This is a genomic window from Rossellomorea sp. DA94, from assembly GCF_029834455.1.
Lineage (GTDB): Bacteria > Bacillota > Bacilli > Bacillales > Bacillaceae_B > Rossellomorea > Rossellomorea vietnamensis.
Genome location: NZ_CP122397.1, coordinates 2,583,346 through 2,601,505, shown reverse-complemented (window position 1 = coordinate 2,601,505; position 18,160 = coordinate 2,583,346). Strand labels below are relative to the sequence as shown.

At 40.7% G+C, this 18,160-nt stretch carries 24 protein-coding genes; 16 read left to right on the top strand and 8 right to left on the bottom strand.

The features are described 5' to 3' along the window. Positions 1–19 precede the first annotated feature (19 nt). Positions 20–634 carry a PH domain-containing protein gene (locus P8596_RS13505; protein WP_279724122.1) on the bottom strand — a complete coding sequence of 205 codons (615 nt, stop codon included), beginning with the start codon at positions 632–634 and terminating at the stop codon, positions 20–22. Between the two features lie 196 nt (positions 635–830). On the opposite strand from P8596_RS13505, the gene P8596_RS13500 reads away from it, so the two are divergent. Together P8596_RS13500 and P8596_RS13495 are read left to right on the top strand one after the other, a co-directional pair. Then, the gene (locus tag P8596_RS13500) at positions 831–1,448 is read left to right on the top strand and encodes an NUDIX hydrolase (RefSeq protein ID WP_224519770.1); all 618 of its coding nucleotides are present in this window, start codon (positions 831–833) and stop codon (positions 1,446–1,448) included. A gap of 682 nt (positions 1,449–2,130) precedes the next feature. Continuing rightward, a complete protein-coding gene (locus P8596_RS13495; RefSeq protein WP_224519771.1) occupies positions 2,131–2,580 on the top strand; it encodes a hypothetical protein in 450 nt (149 codons plus the stop codon). 35 nt (positions 2,581–2,615) lie between these two features. Here P8596_RS13495 and P8596_RS13490 read toward each other — a convergent pair whose 3' ends face one another. After that, positions 2,616–2,867, bottom strand: coding sequence for a DUF2164 domain-containing protein (locus tag P8596_RS13490; protein ID WP_051758321.1), 252 nt, complete (start codon positions 2,865–2,867; stop codon positions 2,616–2,618). A gap of 292 nt (positions 2,868–3,159) precedes the next feature. Between P8596_RS13490 and mscL the strand changes: the two genes are divergently transcribed. From mscL to P8596_RS13465, 5 genes are all read left to right on the top strand, one after another. Next, the gene (gene mscL, locus P8596_RS13485) at positions 3,160–3,543 is read left to right on the top strand and encodes a large-conductance mechanosensitive channel protein MscL (RefSeq protein WP_224519772.1); all 384 of its coding nucleotides are present in this window, start codon (positions 3,160–3,162) and stop codon (positions 3,541–3,543) included. A gap of 78 nt (positions 3,544–3,621) precedes the next feature. Continuing rightward, positions 3,622–4,176, top strand: a complete 555-nt coding sequence (locus tag P8596_RS13480) for a DinB family protein (protein ID WP_371928680.1) — start codon at positions 3,622–3,624, stop codon at positions 4,174–4,176. Between the two features lie 185 nt (positions 4,177–4,361). Further along, entirely contained in the window at positions 4,362–4,559 is a 198-nt protein-coding gene (cspD, locus tag P8596_RS13475; protein ID WP_032088076.1) for a cold-shock protein CspD, read from the top strand. Positions 4,560–4,701: 142 nt separating this feature from the next. Then, positions 4,702–6,222: an MDR family MFS transporter gene (locus P8596_RS13470; RefSeq protein ID WP_279727004.1), complete on the top strand. Its 1,521-nt coding sequence runs from the start codon at positions 4,702–4,704 to the stop codon at positions 6,220–6,222. A 149-nt stretch (positions 6,223–6,371) separates the two neighbouring features. Then, complete coding sequence (locus P8596_RS13465; RefSeq protein ID WP_224519775.1) at positions 6,372–6,530, top strand: hypothetical protein; 159 nt, start codon at positions 6,372–6,374, stop codon at positions 6,528–6,530. Positions 6,531–6,676: 146 nt separating this feature from the next. On the opposite strand, the gene P8596_RS13460 is transcribed toward P8596_RS13465, so the two are convergent. Further along, entirely contained in the window at positions 6,677–6,802 is a 126-nt protein-coding gene (locus tag P8596_RS13460; RefSeq protein ID WP_256503881.1) for a hypothetical protein, read from the bottom strand. A gap of 195 nt (positions 6,803–6,997) precedes the next feature. Here P8596_RS13460 and P8596_RS13455 point away from each other — a divergent pair, with 195 nt between their 5' ends. The 3 genes from P8596_RS13455 to P8596_RS13445 all read left to right on the top strand — a co-directional run bounded on the left by P8596_RS13455 (position 6,998) and on the right by P8596_RS13445 (position 9,689). Further along, a complete protein-coding gene (locus P8596_RS13455; protein ID WP_397545318.1) occupies positions 6,998–8,500 on the top strand; it encodes a glycine betaine uptake BCCT transporter in 1,503 nt (500 codons plus the stop codon). A 136-nt stretch (positions 8,501–8,636) separates the two neighbouring features. Next, positions 8,637–9,341 carry a Type 1 glutamine amidotransferase-like domain-containing protein gene (locus tag P8596_RS13450; protein WP_224519776.1) on the top strand — a complete coding sequence of 235 codons (705 nt, stop codon included), beginning with the start codon at positions 8,637–8,639 and terminating at the stop codon, positions 9,339–9,341. Positions 9,342–9,419: 78 nt separating this feature from the next. Further along, entirely contained in the window at positions 9,420–9,689 is a 270-nt protein-coding gene (locus tag P8596_RS13445) for a hypothetical protein (RefSeq protein ID WP_034758804.1), read from the top strand. Between the two features lie 180 nt (positions 9,690–9,869). Here the strand turns inward: P8596_RS13445 and P8596_RS13440 are convergent, their stop codons facing one another. Then, positions 9,870–10,961: an AI-2E family transporter gene (locus P8596_RS13440; protein ID WP_224519777.1), complete on the bottom strand. Its 1,092-nt coding sequence runs from the start codon at positions 10,959–10,961 to the stop codon at positions 9,870–9,872. A 185-nt stretch (positions 10,962–11,146) separates the two neighbouring features. Between P8596_RS13440 and P8596_RS13435 the strand changes: the two genes are divergently transcribed. The 3 genes from P8596_RS13435 to P8596_RS13425 are packed head-to-tail and all read left to right on the top strand — an operon-like array spanning position 11,147 to position 14,890. Next, complete coding sequence (locus P8596_RS13435; protein WP_279724121.1) at positions 11,147–12,694, top strand: spore germination protein; 1,548 nt, start codon at positions 11,147–11,149, stop codon at positions 12,692–12,694. Then, the gene (locus P8596_RS13430; RefSeq protein WP_224519779.1) at positions 12,678–13,787 is read left to right on the top strand and encodes a GerAB/ArcD/ProY family transporter; all 1,110 of its coding nucleotides are present in this window, start codon (positions 12,678–12,680) and stop codon (positions 13,785–13,787) included. Before P8596_RS13435 ends, P8596_RS13430 begins: the two co-directional genes overlap by 17 nt. Continuing rightward, positions 13,784–14,890 (top strand): Ger(x)C family spore germination protein, encoded by a 1,107-nt coding sequence (locus P8596_RS13425; RefSeq protein ID WP_279724120.1) that lies wholly within the window; start codon positions 13,784–13,786, stop codon positions 14,888–14,890. The genes P8596_RS13430 and P8596_RS13425 overlap by 4 nt, the downstream gene beginning before the upstream one ends. A 41-nt stretch (positions 14,891–14,931) precedes the next feature. Here the strand turns inward: P8596_RS13425 and P8596_RS13420 are convergent, their stop codons facing one another. From P8596_RS13420 to P8596_RS13410, 3 genes are read right to left on the bottom strand one after another with little or no spacing between them, the layout of a single operon-like run. Further along, positions 14,932–15,246, bottom strand: coding sequence for a DMT family transporter (locus P8596_RS13420; RefSeq protein WP_224519781.1), 315 nt, complete (start codon positions 15,244–15,246; stop codon positions 14,932–14,934). Continuing rightward, complete coding sequence (locus P8596_RS13415) at positions 15,246–15,590, bottom strand: DMT family transporter (RefSeq protein ID WP_224519782.1); 345 nt, start codon at positions 15,588–15,590, stop codon at positions 15,246–15,248. Before P8596_RS13415 ends, P8596_RS13420 begins: the two co-directional genes overlap by 1 nt. 4 nt (positions 15,591–15,594) lie before the next feature. Continuing rightward, on the bottom strand, positions 15,595–16,188 hold the full coding sequence (locus P8596_RS13410; protein ID WP_224519783.1) for a TetR/AcrR family transcriptional regulator: 594 nt from the start codon (positions 16,186–16,188) through the stop codon (positions 15,595–15,597). A gap of 170 nt (positions 16,189–16,358) precedes the next feature. Between P8596_RS13410 and P8596_RS13405 the strand changes: the two genes are divergently transcribed. The 3 genes from P8596_RS13405 to P8596_RS13395 are packed head-to-tail and all read left to right on the top strand — an operon-like array spanning position 16,359 to position 17,479. Beyond that, positions 16,359–16,688: a hypothetical protein gene (locus tag P8596_RS13405; RefSeq protein ID WP_224519784.1), complete on the top strand. Its 330-nt coding sequence runs from the start codon at positions 16,359–16,361 to the stop codon at positions 16,686–16,688. A gap of 57 nt (positions 16,689–16,745) precedes the next feature. After that, a complete protein-coding gene (locus tag P8596_RS13400; protein ID WP_279724119.1) occupies positions 16,746–17,111 on the top strand; it encodes an aminoacyl-tRNA hydrolase in 366 nt (121 codons plus the stop codon). 23 nt (positions 17,112–17,134) lie between these two features. After that, positions 17,135–17,479 (top strand): VOC family protein, encoded by a 345-nt coding sequence (locus P8596_RS13395; protein WP_224519786.1) that lies wholly within the window; start codon positions 17,135–17,137, stop codon positions 17,477–17,479. A 69-nt stretch (positions 17,480–17,548) separates the two neighbouring features. Here P8596_RS13395 and P8596_RS13390 read toward each other — a convergent pair whose 3' ends face one another. After that, entirely contained in the window at positions 17,549–17,740 is a 192-nt protein-coding gene (locus P8596_RS13390; protein ID WP_061809919.1) for a hypothetical protein, read from the bottom strand. Between the last annotated feature and the right edge of the window lie 420 nt (positions 17,741–18,160).

Here is an 18,160-nt window from a genome sequence, read left to right as displayed (position 1 = left end):
GTCAGCCGGATGATGCAAATTAATTTTGAATGAATTTTTCAAATACAAACCCAAAATCTTTAAGGGTCAATTCTTTCTTCTTGTCCGAAAGCCAATTGAAGGCATATTGATTGACCTCTTTAAACTGCTCAACAACATTTACTTCATCAGTCTTTACTTGCCCCAAAGTTGAGGATGCCAGTTGAAGACTTTCATTGGCAAAGCCGGAATAAATGCTATTGTCAGTGGTGATTTCACCAATTTTTATAAGGGACTTATAGAGATCTTTCACTTCTGTTAAATGTTTTTTATGAACATCGATGGAGTAGATTTCAGAACCGATCTTAAACTTTATTTCGACATCAAGATCTACGGTTCCCGCTGTTTCGAGAAGGACATTCGAAAAGTGATATTTGTAATAATCCAAGCGGCGGAGCACCCGTTTCTTGCTTGCTGCACTCGTTCCATCCAGGTGGATGAGAGCTTTGTTTGTAAAGCAGTATTCATCGGACTTGGATTTGATCAGGAAGTAAATCTTCTCTCCATCTTCATGCATAATGTAATCATCTGAATCGGCTTTGTCGTAATCCTGAGGCTTTATGACTGTGCCGATATCACTTAAACCTAATACGTCTGAAGCAACTTTTCCAAACATGCGTTCAAATCCTTTCGATTTTGATTGTTTTCTTTCTTACCATGAGATAAGACTTCATTAGTATATCATAGATTCATAGAACGTAAGGGAATATATGGAAGAGCTTAATTTGAGCGCTTATGGTTTGGGTGTAGCATTCCGTTCATACTATAATAAAGAAAATCATAGAATAGATTATCGTAAAGGGGGGAATAGAATGGACGTGAACGATCTGCTGATGCGTTTCAAGGATAGAACGCCTAAAGTGTTGGGGAGTGAAACATTTTCCGAATATGCTATTCTACTTCCTTTGATTGAAGTGAAAGGTGAGATTCATGTTCTCTTTGAAGTCCGATCATTGAATATGCGGAGACAACCGGGGGAAATCTGCTTTCCGGGTGGTAGAATCGACCGTAGTGACTCTGATGAGAGGGCAGCTGCTATAAGGGAGACGACAGAGGAATTGGGCATACAAGAACATGTCATCTCGGATATTTATCCCCTCGACTATATCGTATCCCCATTTGGGACGATCATCTATCCCTTTGTTGGGAAGCTGAATATACCATTGGACGAGTTGCGACCGAATGCTGCCGAGGTGGAAGAGATTTTCACAACCCCGCTCTCTTACATGCGTGAAAAAGAACCGGAATTGTATAATATCAAATTTAAAATGGAACCGGAGGAGAGCTTCCCATACAATCAAATACCAGGTGGGGAAAACTACGACTGGCAGGCAAGGAACATGAAAGAACATTTCTACTACTACCAAGACAAAGTCATCTGGGGCCTCACCGCCCGCGTACTCCATCACTTTATAAAACTTATATCATAGTCCTTTATAGGCATTTTAAACAAAAAAAATTCAAAAGAAATTCTACATTTACCTGTAAAGATTGACATGCGTTTCGTTTTAATACTTTTTTCGATAGAACAATCTGTCGGAGAAAGTATTTTTGTATGTCAATATGTAGCAAATTGAATGGTTTGTAAAAGGTTAGGAGGAGGTAAAGAGAAGTAACAGAAAGACTTAGATAAAGGAGAGGGGAATCATTATGATCATTCGTGCTAAATGTTGGAGGATGTTAAGCGTACAGGAAAAATTATTTATCCTGAAAGCAGTATGTAATAAGCATCTCAAAAAATAGTCCGTGGATATTTTCGCCGATTTGTGCATGCCACATTTTTTTTGTCATTGGGCCGCTTACACTGGTGGTACGATCAAATCAGGAATGTAAGGTTTGCAAACCGAAGTGCGACATAAGCAATCCAACCCCATGTAATGTAGAAATTACATGGAGGCCGTTGATCCAGCCACCTTCTTATTCTTTTCTGATCATGTTCCCTTGAAGGTGAACATGAAATCCCCAAAAACAATCCCACCAACCCGCGTCTTTTTTCCTATCCATAATCCCGTTTTCACATGCTTCCCGGCAAAAGACAATAAAATGTTCCTGGTGTATTTTATTGGTCTTTTGGTAAGATATAAGTGCACATACATATAAGGGGGACAACTAGTGAAAGCGTCACAAAGAGTCATGATAGCGGGTCTATTGATTACGATTCTGTTAAGCGGATGTAATCGAAATGCAGCGGACATGGTCGTTAATGGTAGTGTAAAGATTAATGAAGAAGCTGAAACACTTACATTTTCCGGAGTGTTAACGGATGAAGCGTTAGAACCGGAAACGCCTTTTCGAGCACGTTTTTTCCTGCAGGGTAAAACGATCAAAAATGCGCTGGGAACCGACTTGATCTATACGGATGAAGAGCTGAAGAGCCGTAAAGAGGGAGAGGATCCTAAAGAGTATAAAGTAGAAAAAACAGTGGAAATAAAAAAGATTAAAGAGATCGATAAAGTCATAAGCGAGATTAAAGATGAAGATAAAGAATCTGTCACCATCGAAATCGTAAATGATAATGGCCGAATTGATGACAAGGTTCTTCATGATATAGAAAAGGAGTAGGGAGATTCATCCCTCTCCTTTTTTATGTATGCAGCTTATTTAGGATTCACTGGTCTTTTCAATGCATAAAGATCGTCTTCGAGTAGAAGCATTTTATCCATCAATACATCTTTGGAATCCATCACTCCCTTATTATATAAGAAGGGACCGATTTCTTTCATAAAGAAGTCAAACCAATTTTCAGCTCCTAAATCCCCAATTTCATCCCCTGTTTGTTCATAGTGAAAACGTTGGATCCTCCCAATCATCTCATCCTTTTGCTCTTTAGGTATCTTTGTAAACATCATGAGTACCCCTCCAGTTTTTGTTTCTTCCATCGTAACATAAGAGTTCCGATCACGGACATGAAAGAGAGCCATCGTTTCTTCTTCATGAACCTTGGTCAGCTTATAGTATGGTAACCAAAGTAGTAGTTGGAAGAAATCAGCGTTCAGTGTGATGAAACATAAATAAATCAATATGAATGCATTTGTTCAGTAGAAAAAATAGTAAGACACTATGAATTTGTATGATTGTGGTAAACTAATCCGTACATGGCAGGGATTCAGCTGTGAAGTTAAGAGATAAAGGAGAATGAGCATGTGGCAGGAATTTAAGAAGTTTGCCGTAAAAGGGAATGTGATCGATTTAGCTGTGGCGGTCATCATCGGTGCCGCCTTTGGTAAGATTGTGAAATCACTGGTAGACGACATCATCATGCCCCTACTTGGTATTTTGCTTGGAGGAATCAGTTTTACCGAATTAAAAGTTACGGTCGGGGAGGCGGTCATTACATATGGGGTATTCATTCAAAACGTAGTAGATTTTTTTCTCATCGCATTTGTCATATTCGTCATGGTTCGACTGTATAAGAAAATCGAGCGTAAAGAAGAAGTGAAAGCGGAAGTGAAAATCGACCAGAAGGAACAACTGCTCAGGGAAATACGTGATGTATTAAAGGAATCGCCAAATCGACCATCTTGAAAGTAGATTGGATAAAAATAGAGGGGATTTCCATACAGTAGCCAATATAGTAAGAGAAGACTGTGAGGGGGACTTTAAATGGAAATGAACTCAATCTACTTGATCAAAGAAAAAAACGGAATGAAAAAAGACTATTCGCTACTTCTTTCCATGATGGACTATGCAAGATTGACTTCCATTCAGGAAGTGGAAAATTTGCCGGTTGAAGTGCTTGATTACCGTTGTCATGATGAAGCGAATTCCATTGGGATGTTGCTTGCTCATTTTGATGCAGTAGAAAAGATTTATCAGGCATTGACATTCGAACAATTGACGGATGATGAAATTGAAGCATATGCGACGGAATTGGAACCGGCATTAAGTTTAGGCAGCAAGGCAGCCGAAAGGATTAAAGGGAATTCTGTGGAATACTACCTGGAAAACCTTCAACGTACAAGAAAGGCCACAATCGAGCAATTTAAAAAACTGGACGAAGCATGGCTTTATGAAGAAACAGATTGGTGGTATGGGGAAAAAGGGAATAACTTCTTTAAATGGTTTCACGTTTTTGAAGACGAAATCAATCATAGAGGTCAAATAAGAATGATTAAAAAGTTATATGTAAAAGAAAATCAACCTACGACAGTAGAGTAGGTTAGACTATATTTTTTACAATAAGACCCATTCCTTTCTTGAGTTTTGAAGGAGAATCTGTTATAGTAAAGATAATTATTTTTGTTCGATTAATCTACATGATTGAAAAGCATTCGTCTTGAATTTTAATCAGAGCAGGAATATAAATATTTTTACGTGCAACTGCACTAGGAGGTACATGTTTTATGTTACAAGGTAAAGTTAAATGGTTTAACGCTGAAAAAGGTTTCGGTTTCATCGAAGTTGAAGGTCAAGACGATGTTTTTGTTCACTTCTCCGCTATCCAAGGTGAAGGATACAAATCATTAGAAGAAGGTCAAGACGTTACATTTGAAATCGTTGAAGGCGCTCGTGGACCACAAGCGGCAAACGTTCAAAAGTAATTCAATCGTATAATTCCAAGCAGGGTACGTCAGCTGACGTACCCTGCTTTTTTCGCTCTATAGAGAAGTCGATGTGGACAATCAGGTAGAAAGTTCTATAATGAAATAGACTGTATTACATTGTTTATGGAGGATGATCGCGTTGGTGGCTAAAGAAAGTAATATGAAACTGGCACTTGCCGGCTTATTGTTAGGTATACTCATGTCAGCCATGGATAACACCATCGTAGCAACGGCATTGGGATCCATCGTGTCAGATCTGGGTGGACTGGACAAATTTGTATGGGTGACAAGCGCCTACATGGTAGCGGTCATGGCGGGAATGCCGATTTTCGGTAAGCTGTCTGACATGTACGGGAGAAAGAGATTTTACATATTCGGTCTTTCTATTTTTTTGATTGGTTCTGCCCTGTGTGGGATTGCACAGGATATCGTCCAGTTAAGTATATTCCGGGCCATCCAAGGAATTGGTGGTGGAGCTTTGCTTCCAATCGCCTTTACCATTGTGTTTGATTTATTCCCACCTGAAAAACGTGGGAAGATGACAGGGCTCCTTGGTGCAGTATTTGGATCCGCTTCAGTATTCGGTCCCCTGATTGGGGCGTTTTTAACGGATCATTTAAGTTGGCATTGGATCTTCTACGTCAATGTACCAATCGGTCTCTTGTCGCTCTTTTTTATTGCAACCTCGTATAAAGAATCCCCGCAACGATCAGATCAACGGATTGATTGGGGGGGAGCGATAACCCTGGTGATAGCCGTTGTCAGTCTCATGTTTGCACTGGAATTCGGCGGAAAGGAATTCCCTTGGGAGTCGTGGCAAATCATTGGATTGTTTGCATCCTTCCTGCTTTTCTTTATAAGTTTTTTATGGATCGAACGAAAAGCTTCCGAGCCGATTATTTCATTCTGGATGTTTAAAAGTCCATTGTTTGCGTCTGCACAGGCCCTTGCTTTTCTATATGGGGCTGCGTTCATTATCTTGACTATATTGATCCCGATCTTTGTTCAGGCTGTATATGGTGGATCTGCGACGAACGCCGGATTGATTTTGACTCCGTTGATGCTCGGCTCTGTAGCTGGCAGTGCGGTTGCAGGCATCCGGATGACGAAAACAAGTTACCGTAATATCATGTGGGTTTCCATCATTTCGTTTATAACAGGTATGGTATTACTTGCGACGATGGGGCCGGATACGAGCAGGTGGCTGTTGACGCTCTATATGGTCATAAGTGGTTTTGGAGTAGGTTTTTCTTTTTCATTACTGCCTAACGCCACGATCCATAAACTTGATCCGAGGTTTAGAGGGTCTGCGAACTCCACAAACGCCTTTTTCCGTTCACTGGGGATGACCATCGGAATCACAGTCTATGGGACGCTGCAAACAAAGCTTTTTGCCTCTAACCTTGAAGATGCCTTCAAGGGACAGGAAGCAGGAGGGGGCTTCCAGGGGGATCCAAGAAGTATTTTTGAACCTGAAATGCGTGAAAAGATCCCGAATTTTGTTCTTTCTAAAATCACGGATGCTATGTCAGATTCCATCACAACCACTTTTGCCTATGCATTGATACCCCTTGGCATTGCATTAGTATTTGTGTTCCTGATGGGGAAATCAAGACTTGAAGTGACAACCGCTCCTTCTTCTGAGAAAATGAAGGAATAGAAGAAATACCCATTCATCCCTGGTCTTTGAACAGCGAATCAGGTACAAGATCAGGGATTGATACATTGCATTGGAGTGTTTTGATTTTGTGGAAAAATGCTAAGAAATTTTTTATTTTTATAGGAGTATTCCTCGGGATAAGTCTTTTATTGAGTATCATAACCGGTCTGATCATCACCTATATGTACGATGGTACCGGTTATAAAGGTTCTCCCATGATCGGGACCATGATAAATGGAGCTTCAGCTGTCATTGCCGTATTGGTCGCCTATAAACCGTTCAAAAAAAGCGGGGCACATAAAAGGTAGCAATTGCTTCTTAGAACGAAAAATAAACCTTCCCAAATTGGGGAGGTTTTTTAGATTTAATCTAATTTAGGTATCGATACATAAGGAAAGAGACCAGTCATGTGACTGATCTCCCTTTAAGTATCGGATATTGATCCTATGTTAGATTATTTATTTTGTTGGTTTTGTTGTTTAGCAGCTTTTTTAGCTCTTTCAGAAGCGTTTTGTTCTTGAGCAAATTCAGCTTCATTTTTTTGTTGTTGTGGCTTTTTGTTATTATTGTTTGTCATCATGATCACCTCCCTCTACATTAATTTGCCCGGTTTTGAAAAAAAGATACTCGAAATATTATTTTTTACAATTCTCTTCAGACTCCGTTTCCAGTTACTTACTAGTTTAGCTCTTTTAATAAGAGGGTAACACTAAGTTCATGCCTTTATTATTATTTACATAAGTAAGAGACACCATTGATTGAGGGGGGAAGAAAGTTGAAAAAATTTACACCAATGTTTTGGATCGCGATTTCGATTGGAGTGATCTTTGTTTTATGGGGAGTCCTTTTTCCTCAAATGCTGATCGATGTCATGACAAATACTCAAGGGGTTCTCCTTGATAAATTCGGCTGGTTTTATCAATTTTCAGCCACATTCTTTTTTATCATTGCCATATTCTTTGCCCTGAGTAAATATGGAAAGATTCGCTTGGGAAAAGACACGGACCGACCTGAATACTCTACATTGACCTGGTTTGCCATGCTGTTCAGTGCAGGAATGGGAATCGGCCTGCTTTTTTACGGGGTGTCTGAGCCAGTTTCACATTATGCCACTCCACCGTTTGGAAAAGGAGGGACCATTGAATCAGCCAAGGTCGGGTTACGGTATACATATCTTCACTGGGGATTCCATGCCTGGGCCATATATGCCGTGGTGGCACTGGCACTTGCCTATTATAAGTTCAGGAAGGGAATGCCTGGGCTGATGAGCGCCACGCTCTATCCGGTCATCGGTGATAGAGCGAAAGGTCCGATCGGTTACATTGTGGATATTATCGCTGTATTTGCCACCATTTTTGGAGTGGCCATTTCACTTGGAATAGGAGCCCAACAAATCAATAGTGGCCTCCACTACCTCATGGATGTACCGATTAATTTCAGCATCCAGCTGATCATCATGGGGATTGCTACGGTCCTTTACATTACATCTGCTTCTACTGGCTTATCTAAAGGAATTAAATATTTGAGTAATGCCAATATGGTTCTCGCGGTTTTGTTATTCATTTTATTCCTTATCGTAGGACCTTCACAATTTGTTCTGGAATTATTTTTGACAACGTTTGGAAGCTATGTTCAGAACCTGCCGAGTATGGGATTGCGTTTTTCACCATTTAATGTGGAAAATAACCAGTGGGTGAAGGACTGGACGATTTTTTATTGGGCATGGTGGATCTCGTGGACACCTTTTGTGGGAACATTCATTGCCAGGGTGTCAAAAGGAAGGACTGTCCGTGAATTCATCATTGCGGTCATCATCGTTCCTACCATTGTTTGCTCGCTATGGTTTGGGGTTTTCGGAGGAACGGGATTGTACTATGATCTTGTCCAGGGAGTGGATGTAGCGGGTCAAAGTTTGGAAACGGCATTATTTTATGTGTTCGATCAGATGCCTTTAAGTGGGGTTTTATCAATCATTTCCCTATTCCTGATCATTACTTTCTTTGTTACCTCTGCCGATTCTGCCACTTTCGTATTGGGCATGCAAACATCCAATGGTAGTCTGAATCCTCCATTCTTTGTGAAATTCAGCTGGGGAATCATCTTGGCGGCGATCGCTGCCATTATAATGGGAACCGGAGGTATCAGTGGACTTCAGGCAGCCACGATCATCACCGCGCTGCCCCTCGGGATCATCCTCCTCGTCATGACATATGGCTTGCTCATTTCTTTTCAGAAAGAGACCAGGTTGAAGAATAAAAGGGAAACAGATATGCATTAAATAATTAGGTATTCACCCCCCTGTCATCTTGACAGGGGGGTGAATGTGTAGTGGATGTAAATATTTCCATTCGGGTCTCCGAAAGCATCATTCATTTGGTAAAATAGAGATACCAAATGGAGAGTGGGGATTGTTCATGAAACAAATCATTGCAATGGGTGGTGGAGGTTTCTCAATGGAACCTGATAACCTGTTATTGGATCAGTACATCATAAATCAGTCAAATGCATCCAGGCCAAAGGTATGTTTCCTTCCTACGGCAAGCGGAGATGCAGAAGGGTATATTGAACGCTTTTACAAAGCCTTTTCATCCCTGACAAGTGAACCTTCTCATCTATCTTTATTCAAGCCCTCCACCAGGGACTTAGAAGGTTTCCTGCTTGAAAAAGATATTATTTATGTTGGAGGAGGAAATACGAAGAGTATGCTTGCCTTATGGAAAGAGTGGGGAATTGACGTGATACTGAGGAAGGCTTGGGAGTCAGGAACCATTCTGGCTGGATTGAGTGCAGGATCGATTTGCTGGTTCGAAGAAGGAACCACCGATTCATACGGAGATGGTCTAGATACCATAGAGGGATTAGGCTTGATAGCAGGCAGTCACTCCCCTCATTATGACGGAGAAGAAAACCGTCGTCCCCTCTATCATTCTTTTATTGAGAGAGGAGAATTGAAACCGGGCTATGCCGCTGATGATGGAGCGGCTTTGCATTTCATTGATCTAGGACTTGCCAAAGCGGTGAGTTCAAGACCAAACGCGACGGCTTACCGGGTTGAGAAAAAAGATGGTATGATTCAAGAGTTCAAAATCGCGACCAAATATTTGGGAAATCCTATGTAATTTTCAAGAACCGGGCATACTCCGGTGTCCCTTCACATAGGGATAGTGATGAGTCTTTTTCCAGGGAGGAGAATCATTATGAAAGAGGATAAACGCAACATGGCCGGAGATTTGGTTAAGAACACATCGAAGCAGGCAAGTGAACTCCTGAACAAAACAGCCGATACAGCAAATGGGATTGTCAAGAGTGTGAGCGGAGAAGGTGGATTGGTGGGGAAAGTGTCGGATACATCGGCAGACTTCGTGAAAAACGTAAGCAACACCGGAAATAAAATGGTCGGCAAAACCGTGGATACAGCAAGTAAAGCCGTAAAAGGGGCATCCAATAAACTATTTAAAAAGAAATAAGACTTTAAAAGAAGCAATCTTCTGTGAGATTGCTTCTTTTTGTATAATGAACTGATACAGTCAGGTGATTTCTTTGAAATAGAGCCTATAGGTCCTCATGTGATGATGTTCAAAAGGTTGTGAAAAAAGTATTACCCCCTAAAAAAAACAACCGGGCAATGGCCCGGTTGTCTCCAGTGTTCACTCCTGTATGGAAGATCTTCTCAGTTTAATGAACTTCACTAAATTCAATACAATCGTTTTTGATACTGCGTAGGTAGGTACGGCTAAAATCATCCCGAGTATTCCTGCTAAATTACCTGCTACGAGTAATAAAATGATGATCGTGGCAGGGTGGGTATCCAATCGTTTGCCCAGGATAAGGGGTGAAAGAAGATTCCCCTCGATTTGCTGTGCAATCGTAACCACCACTACGACAAGTATCGCCTTTGTCGGTGAATCAAACAAAGCCACGATGATGGCTGGTGCTGCACCGATGAACGGTCCGATAAACGGGATGATGTTCGTGACGGCCCCGATCAGTGCCATCACGAGTGCATAAGGCAACCCGATGATCAAGTAACCGATAAAGGTAAGCGTCCCGACGAATGAAGCGACTGTCAATTGACCCTGTATGTATGCGGCAAGTGTTTCACTCGTATCCTTTAATGTGTTGATTCCTTCCTCACGGTATGCAGGCGGGAGAAATTTTGAAATGGCCTTAGGGAATTTATGTCCGTCCTTAAACATGAAGAACAGAAGGAAAGGTACGGTAACAATGAGAATGGTGATGCTTGTCAACACACTGAGTAATCCCTTCAAGGCAGTGGTGATATTATCAGGCAATGTATTGGCGAAATCCACCAGCTGATTCTCAATATCTTTCAGTGACACATAATCCTGATTCATCATCCATTTAAACTGCTCTGTTTCAGACAAATATTCAATGAAGTTCCTCGTTTGCTTTGCATACTCAGGCAGGGCATTGAATAACGCGGTCACCTGACGGGTAATAATAGGTGCGATATTCCCAATGATCAACACCAGTGCCCCGATAATCGCAGCATAAAGAACGATGATCGCAATCGTCCGTGGCAGCCTTGCTTTCACCAGAAGGTTGACTAATGGATTCAGTAAAAAATAAAGAAACCCTGAAATGATGATCGGGAAAAATAAGGTAGATGCAAATACGACAATCGGTTCAAAAAGAAAAGAAATCTTAGTTGAAACATAAATGATAGTAAGAATGATAAGAATTTGTAAGCTCCACGAATAAACTTTTTTCCTGCTCAACCTGTTCACCTCTGCTACGACTAGTTTATCTGATTAAGTATATCAAAAATAGGAGGAGAACCCCTACTAATATCTGATGTAATCCAAAATTATTTTTGAGTAGGAGTATTTAAGACATATGGATCCATCCTGGCACTGCAAGTGAAAATGCATAATGATACCATCTTTGGGGAGTATAGTAAAAAATGATTCTGACTGAAGGTGCAAATATGAGTTCCTTTTACAAAAAGAATAGAAGAAAGCCGAAGCAGCTCCTTTCAGAAAAAGAAGAAGTGCTCATTGAACCACTCACCTTGGACGAGAAAGTGTCCTATTTTCAAGAAGGTCTTTTTCATACGGATGATCTGAAAATAAGAAACGTAACGTTCAATGCAAAAAGAATGACCATCCTTTTTTTAGACTCTGTCATTGATAATAGAAGCTTACAGACATACATCATCCAGCCCCTCTTAGAGAAAGAGGCAGGAAGGATTCAAGATACGGTAAGCAGTAATAGTGTGAACGAAACACTTCAGTTAGAAGAGGCACTTAGTGTAATGGTAGATGGGCACTGTGTCATTCTACAAGAAGATAGTGAATGGATTACTTTCATAAGTATGCCAAAGATTCCTTCCAACAGGAATGAGCCCATTAATGAAAAGGTAATCAGGGGATCACATCAGGGGTTCAGTGAAAACATTTCGGAAAATATCCATCTGATCCGTGAAAGAATCTCCAGTCCTAAGCTGACTGTGAAATACTCGAGTGTAGGGGAGACGACAAGAACGAAGTATTCTCTTGTTTATCTTTCCGATTTGACAGATATGGATATAGTGAAGACCATAGAGGACCGGATCAGCTATATTGACACCGATTCGATACAATCACCAGGGTATTTTGAGGAATTCCTCGAAGATAATTCGTTTTCCCCATTCCCACAGTTTTTAAATACGGAACGGCCGGACCGTGTTGCGGGAAATCTGATGGAGGGAAGGGTAGCCTTGGTGATGGAGGGAAGTCCGACTGTGCTGATATTCCCTGTAAACTTCTTCAGCTTTTTTCAAACGTCGGAGGATTATAATAATCGCGCCTTTATTGGGTCCTTTATTCGTTTCATCAGGTTGATCAGCTTTATTGCGACACTTTGTTTACCGGCATTTTATATCGCCGTCATTTCTTATAATTATGAGATCATCCCTGTGGAAATCATTTTTTCGATAAAAAGCTCGCTTGAATATGTGCCTTTTCCACCATTGATTGAGGCGGCAATCATGCAGCTTACACTGGAATTGCTGCGTGAAGCAGCGATACGGCTTCCTAATCCCATTGCCCAAACCATCGGGGTTGTGGGTGGTCTCGTCATTGGGACAGCTGTTGTAGAAGCCAATTTGGTTTCGAATACGATGGTCATTGTCGTAGCGATCACAGCGATTTCGTCCTTTGTCATTCCGTCCAATGAACTGAGTACTTCTGTAAGGGTCCTGGGGTTCCCGCTTATGATCGCTGCAGCGTTATTCGGAGTTCTTGGAATTGTCATCGGTCTGATGCTGCTCTTGATCCATATGTCCAATCTGAAGTCGATGGGCCATCATTATTTATACCCGGTAGCACCTCTTGATATTAAGGGACTGAAAGATACATTTATTCGGCTTCCTGTATGGCTGATGAAAAAGCGGCCGAAGGATTTGAGAACAGTATACAGATGGAAAACGTCGGATTCCCGGGGATGGGAAAAAAATGAAGATACAGACTAACCTTACTTCCATTCAGCTAATTTTCTTTATTATTCAGACTCAGATCGGAGTAGGGGTTCTCGGTCTTCCATTCAGTGTATTTTCAGTTTCGAAGTCAGATGCATGGATATCTGTATTGCTTGCCGGCTTCATTGTTCAGGTCCTTATCGTTCTCTTCTGGATATTAGGGAGAAGGTTTCCGAAGAAAACTCTTTTTCAGTATTCCCGACAACTTTTGGGTAAAGTTGCAGGATCTATTGTGAATATTTCTTTTATTTTATACGGGGTTCTGGTCACGGCATTGATATTGATGTATTCGACCGCAATCATCAAGACATGGGTGCTTCCCCTTACGCCAAAATGGATTGTCATGTTTCTATTGATTTTCACTGGAATCTACTTGGGGAAGGAAAAAGTTGCGGCAATCAGCGATGTATATGTAGTGGTATCAAGTCTAATCTTTTTTCTTCTTCTGATTTCTGTGGTCGTGCTGGTCACGTATCCCATTGAATGGAGATACTTATTGCCAATCGGGCAATCCGGTGGTATTCAGATTTTAAAGGGAGCAAAAGAAGCATACTTCTCCATGTTAGGGTTTGAATTGTTGCTCTTTCTTTTTCCTTATTTTCAACACAATGGTGAACGTTCTGTTCTGTATTCAGCTTCGATTGCGAACCTTTTTGTGACAATGACATATACATTTCTCACCATCGTCAGCCTGATTACCTTCAGCCCAGAAGAAATAGTCATTGTCCCTCAACCGGTTCTTTACTTTGTAAAATCCCTTTATTTACAGATTGTTGAGAGGATTGACTTAGTTTTCATGTCTCTTTGGGTCGTCAATGTCATCACTTCCCTGACAAGTTATCTTTTTTTATCAACGGAAGGGAGTATACATACGTTCCGGTGGTTTAAACGGAAACGGTACATCTATACTTTGTTATTTGGAATGGTGGCATTTATCATTGCATTAATTCCAGGTAAAGAAGGAGAAATGGAAATCTATAATAAAATGGTGATCAATCTTTCGTATCTCTATATATTGGTGATTCCTGTTATATTATTAAGCATTTCATATCTTTTCAAGAAAACAGAAAGAGGGGGAGACGCATGAAAAAACGATTGCTCATCATCACCATACTACTTGTTGCTCTCCCTACCTTAACTGGCTGTTGGGATCAAAGGCTGCTTAAAAATGGTAGGCTTGTTTTTTCATCTTCTTTTGATCTGCTGGATGATGAAACCATCCGTGCCACTGCCATCATCCGGGATTTCAGGAATGGAACTCCTATGAATACAATAGTCCAGGGCGAAGGGAAGACCATTCGTGAAACGCGGATGGCAATGGATAGAAAGATTTCCGGAGCATTTGAGCCGTCGAAAAACCGCATCTTTTTATTGGGGGAAGAACTGGCCAAAAAGGATATTTATAAGTTTTTGGATATTTTTTATCGGGATCCTAACAGTTCGATTTCTTCAAAACTTGCAGTGGTGGAGGGAAACGGAGAAGATATCCTCTCCAAATTGAATGAAAAGAACGTGCTGATATCAGAGTTTATCATTGAATTACTTACGAGTGCTGAGTCCACCACGGGGGTCCCGAAACAAAATTTACAAACGGTCTGCACGCTAATGTTCGATGAAGGAAAGGACTTTGCCCTGCCACTCCTAAAAATGAAGGGTGGCGAGGTCATATTAGACGGTACGGGTATTTTCCATAAGCATTCATTATCCGGTACTTTAACGTTCAAAGAATCGTCTTTATTCCTGATTATGAACAACAAAAAGGCAAAACTTGCCCGTTTTGTATCCAAAATAGAAGAGGATAAACCTCTGAATGTGGATAATTATATCACGTATAATGTGACAGAATCCAAGTCAAAGCTTAAAATCATTTCAGATGCCCCGGATCATATACAGGTGGGGATAGACGTAGCTATGGAAGTATCAATCGTAGAATTCCCCCAGGATAAATTAACAGATAAGAAAAAATTAAAAAAACTCAATGATGAGATTTCAAAAAAACTGACAGAAGATGCAGAAGGGATGATTGAGAAGATTCAACTGGCAAACTCGGATTTATTCGGGATCGGGAGGGAGCTGATGGCGTTCCACCCCAAAACGTGGGAAAAAGTAAATTGGGATGAAGCTTACCCTGAGATTACGATTGTACCGACAATAAAAGTCGATATTATAGGACACGGGATTATAAACTAATGGTCCAGTACCTATTTAAAGTACTGGACCATGTATCATGATCAAGAGACCATCTTTAAGCCGATGATGCTTCCAACAATACAGAAGATGAAAAACAGCCTTTTCATATCCCTGGTTTCATTGAAAAACATCATCCCCATGAGCACAGCACCTGCCGAGCCGATGCCGGTCCAGATCCCATAGCCTGTGCTTACGGGGATATCCAGTAGGGATAGAGACAACAGGTAAAAACTCATGGCTCCCGCTGCGAAACTGATCAATGAAGGGACGAATTTTTTATATCCTTCTGAAAGCTTCATAAACGTCACCATGATCACTTCAGAGAAACCTGCAAAAATGAGGAACACCCAAGCCATCAGTATCCACCCCCAGTATCTGTTTCTTCTTTATCACTCATCTTTAGTCCAATGACCCCAAAAATGAGTAAAGTAATGAAAGCGATCTTCAATATGCTTATCCCATCATTCAAAAAGAACATACCAACCATAGCCGTTCCTGCTGCGCCTATTCCAGTGAAGACGGCATATGCTGTCCCGATTGGGAGGAGTCTCATTGATTGAGAAAAAAAGTAAAAACTCACTAAAATGAGGAATGCCGTAATGACACTTGGCACCGGTTTTGTAAACCCTTCTGAAAGGGATAATCCCGTTGCCCAGCCAATTTCCAGGATTCCCCCAATAATCACATATAGCCAGCCCATGTTGCTACTCTCCTTTACGGCTTGATATTCCAAGTGCATAGACTTTCCAAGCCGATTCGATTCGTTGTTGAAAGATTTCATTTGTGTAATAGTGATGCTCCAGAAAAACACCGTCAACCAGACATAAAAAAGACGCTACAAATTCATCCTCAGTGACCTCTTGAAACATTCCCTGGTTCACGCCTTCCTTGTAGACCGAAACTAAGATGGATGTGGTAACCTTTTCCAAGTGAATGAATTGTTCCTGTATTAAATCCTTAAACTGTTCAGGAGGGAAGAATGTCACCCTTTTCCACAGTAAAGCTTCTTTCGTTGTCATAAGACGTTGACAAAACAAATCAAAAAGCACCCTGACATTCTTGAGTGGTTCTTGATGATTCATGGCGACCTCCGTATTTCTGTATGCGGTCACCTCTGACACAATCAAGTCCTCTAATACGTCAATAAAGAGATCCTCTTTACTGCGGAAGTGATTATATATAGAAGGTTTTTTAATTCCAACCTTCTTTGCGATTTCTGCCAAAGATGTATCTTCATAGCCCTTTTGTCCAAATAGATCCAAAGCCACACTTTTTATCAGCTGCTTATTATCATTCACGATGATCCCTCTCTCTGAAACTAACTAACGGTCGTTAGCTTGATTATAATATCCATTACAGCAAAATGCAAGAATTGAAAATGATCACTCTTAAAGAATACATGCGAATGATCCGCCTATCCCATACATATAATCTTCTGTTGATTTTAATCGGGGGGAAGGGGATTCGCATGAAAGTCTTATGGTGGAAAGCGGTCATTCTTAGTTTATTGGTTATAACGCTGGTATGTTTACTGTTTTTCAAAATAGTGGTTAGTACGAAGGATGACTGGGTAGTAATCGAAGAGAAGTACTTTCCCTTAAGGGATGGACATGATCCGTTAGGAATCAAGTCGGGGGGAAAACCAGATACTTCTCAACGTGTTTCCGCATGTGCCATGAAATTTGATAATGGTCATACGTATTCAGTGGACTGCGATGAATACCTTGATTACAACATTGGGGAGAAGGTCAGAATAGTGTCGATTGATAAAAATGAGGTAAAACTAAGAAGGAAGTAAGTGTGGTAGGATAATACCATAGTATTGAATTCATTTATGATAGGAATGATTATGCATATGACGAATAAGGACCTTGTTCAATATTTTATCGTTAACAGAGATCTATCGATGTCGAAAGGAAAGACCGCTGCACAAGTGGCACATGCCGCCACATTGAGTACTTTGACGATGATGTCAAAGGATTCTCCTTTCCAAGACAGGCAGGAGGAATTTATAGAGTGGGTGCAGACGGGCATGAAGAAAGTGGTATTAAAGGGAAAATCGGCAGAGCTGGAGAAATTAGAGAAGAAGGGGTATTTCAGCATACATGACAGTGGGTTAACTGAAATCAAAGAAGGGTCATTGACTGTGACCGCACTGCCTCCGATGGAAAAAGATGAAGCTAAGGAAATTGTCGGTCATTTGTCCCTTTTAAAAGACTAGAGAGAGTGAAGGAGGAATTTGCATTGTTTTCGAAAATTGACACGGTACATATTCAAGTGAAGAATCTAAAGAAAGCTCAACACTGGTACGGAGAGGTATTGGAGTTGGAACAAGTCTTTGATTCAGGAAAATACTTGGTATTCAAAATAGGGGTGGGGGAAACGACTCTGACGATTCAAGAAGGAGAGGTCCGTTCCTCATCGGTCAAACCCATCTTGTTTTCCGATGCGCTGGAAGAAACAAGGTTGAAGCTTTTGGAGAAGAATGTGAAGGCAGGGGAAATTGAAGTGGATGAAGATGTGACCTATTTTGAGTTTCATGACATGGATGGGAATGGATTTGAAGTGTGTCAATACATACCGTTATAAACCAGTTTCACTATCGAAAAAAAGCTGATCAGAGAAGGTTCTGATCAGCTTTTCTATAGAGATAAGCGTTTATTCTAATGTATCTAGATACGCATAATATGCGGCTAGTTTTTCATTGTTGTTAGCAGCTTTACCGTTTCCCTTTAGTGATTTACCTATTGCAAAGTATTCTTTATGAACAGGTAAAACATGAACGGTAACAGCTGGTCGCCCTCTATGCCTGAAATCCTTAGGTACATGAAGCATGGAAAATCGTTTCATCAGTATGCCTCCTTTAAGGAGAGAGCCATTCTACCCATCTATTACTATTTAAGTAGAATCTATGGTTGTCTAACGATAACATAAACGATTACTTTACTCAAATTTCTGATTATTTAATACAATTGTCTGATTGAAAGAGTTGATAAGTACCCCCAAGAATGAAGTGATGAATCCGTATATTATATTGAGGATGATGGATCATCTCTCAACATATTCTGATATTACAACTTTGGGAGGTATTTATAAGTATGAATATAGACGAAGTACTAGAAGATACCGTAGAACTTGGACAAGAAGATATCAATCGACCAATCTATCGCGTCGACATCGATAAACTATTAGAATTGACAAGTGATATATAAGAAGAGTTCCATATAGAGAATGAAGAAGGCAGGCCCTTACATTAGGGCCTGCCTTCTT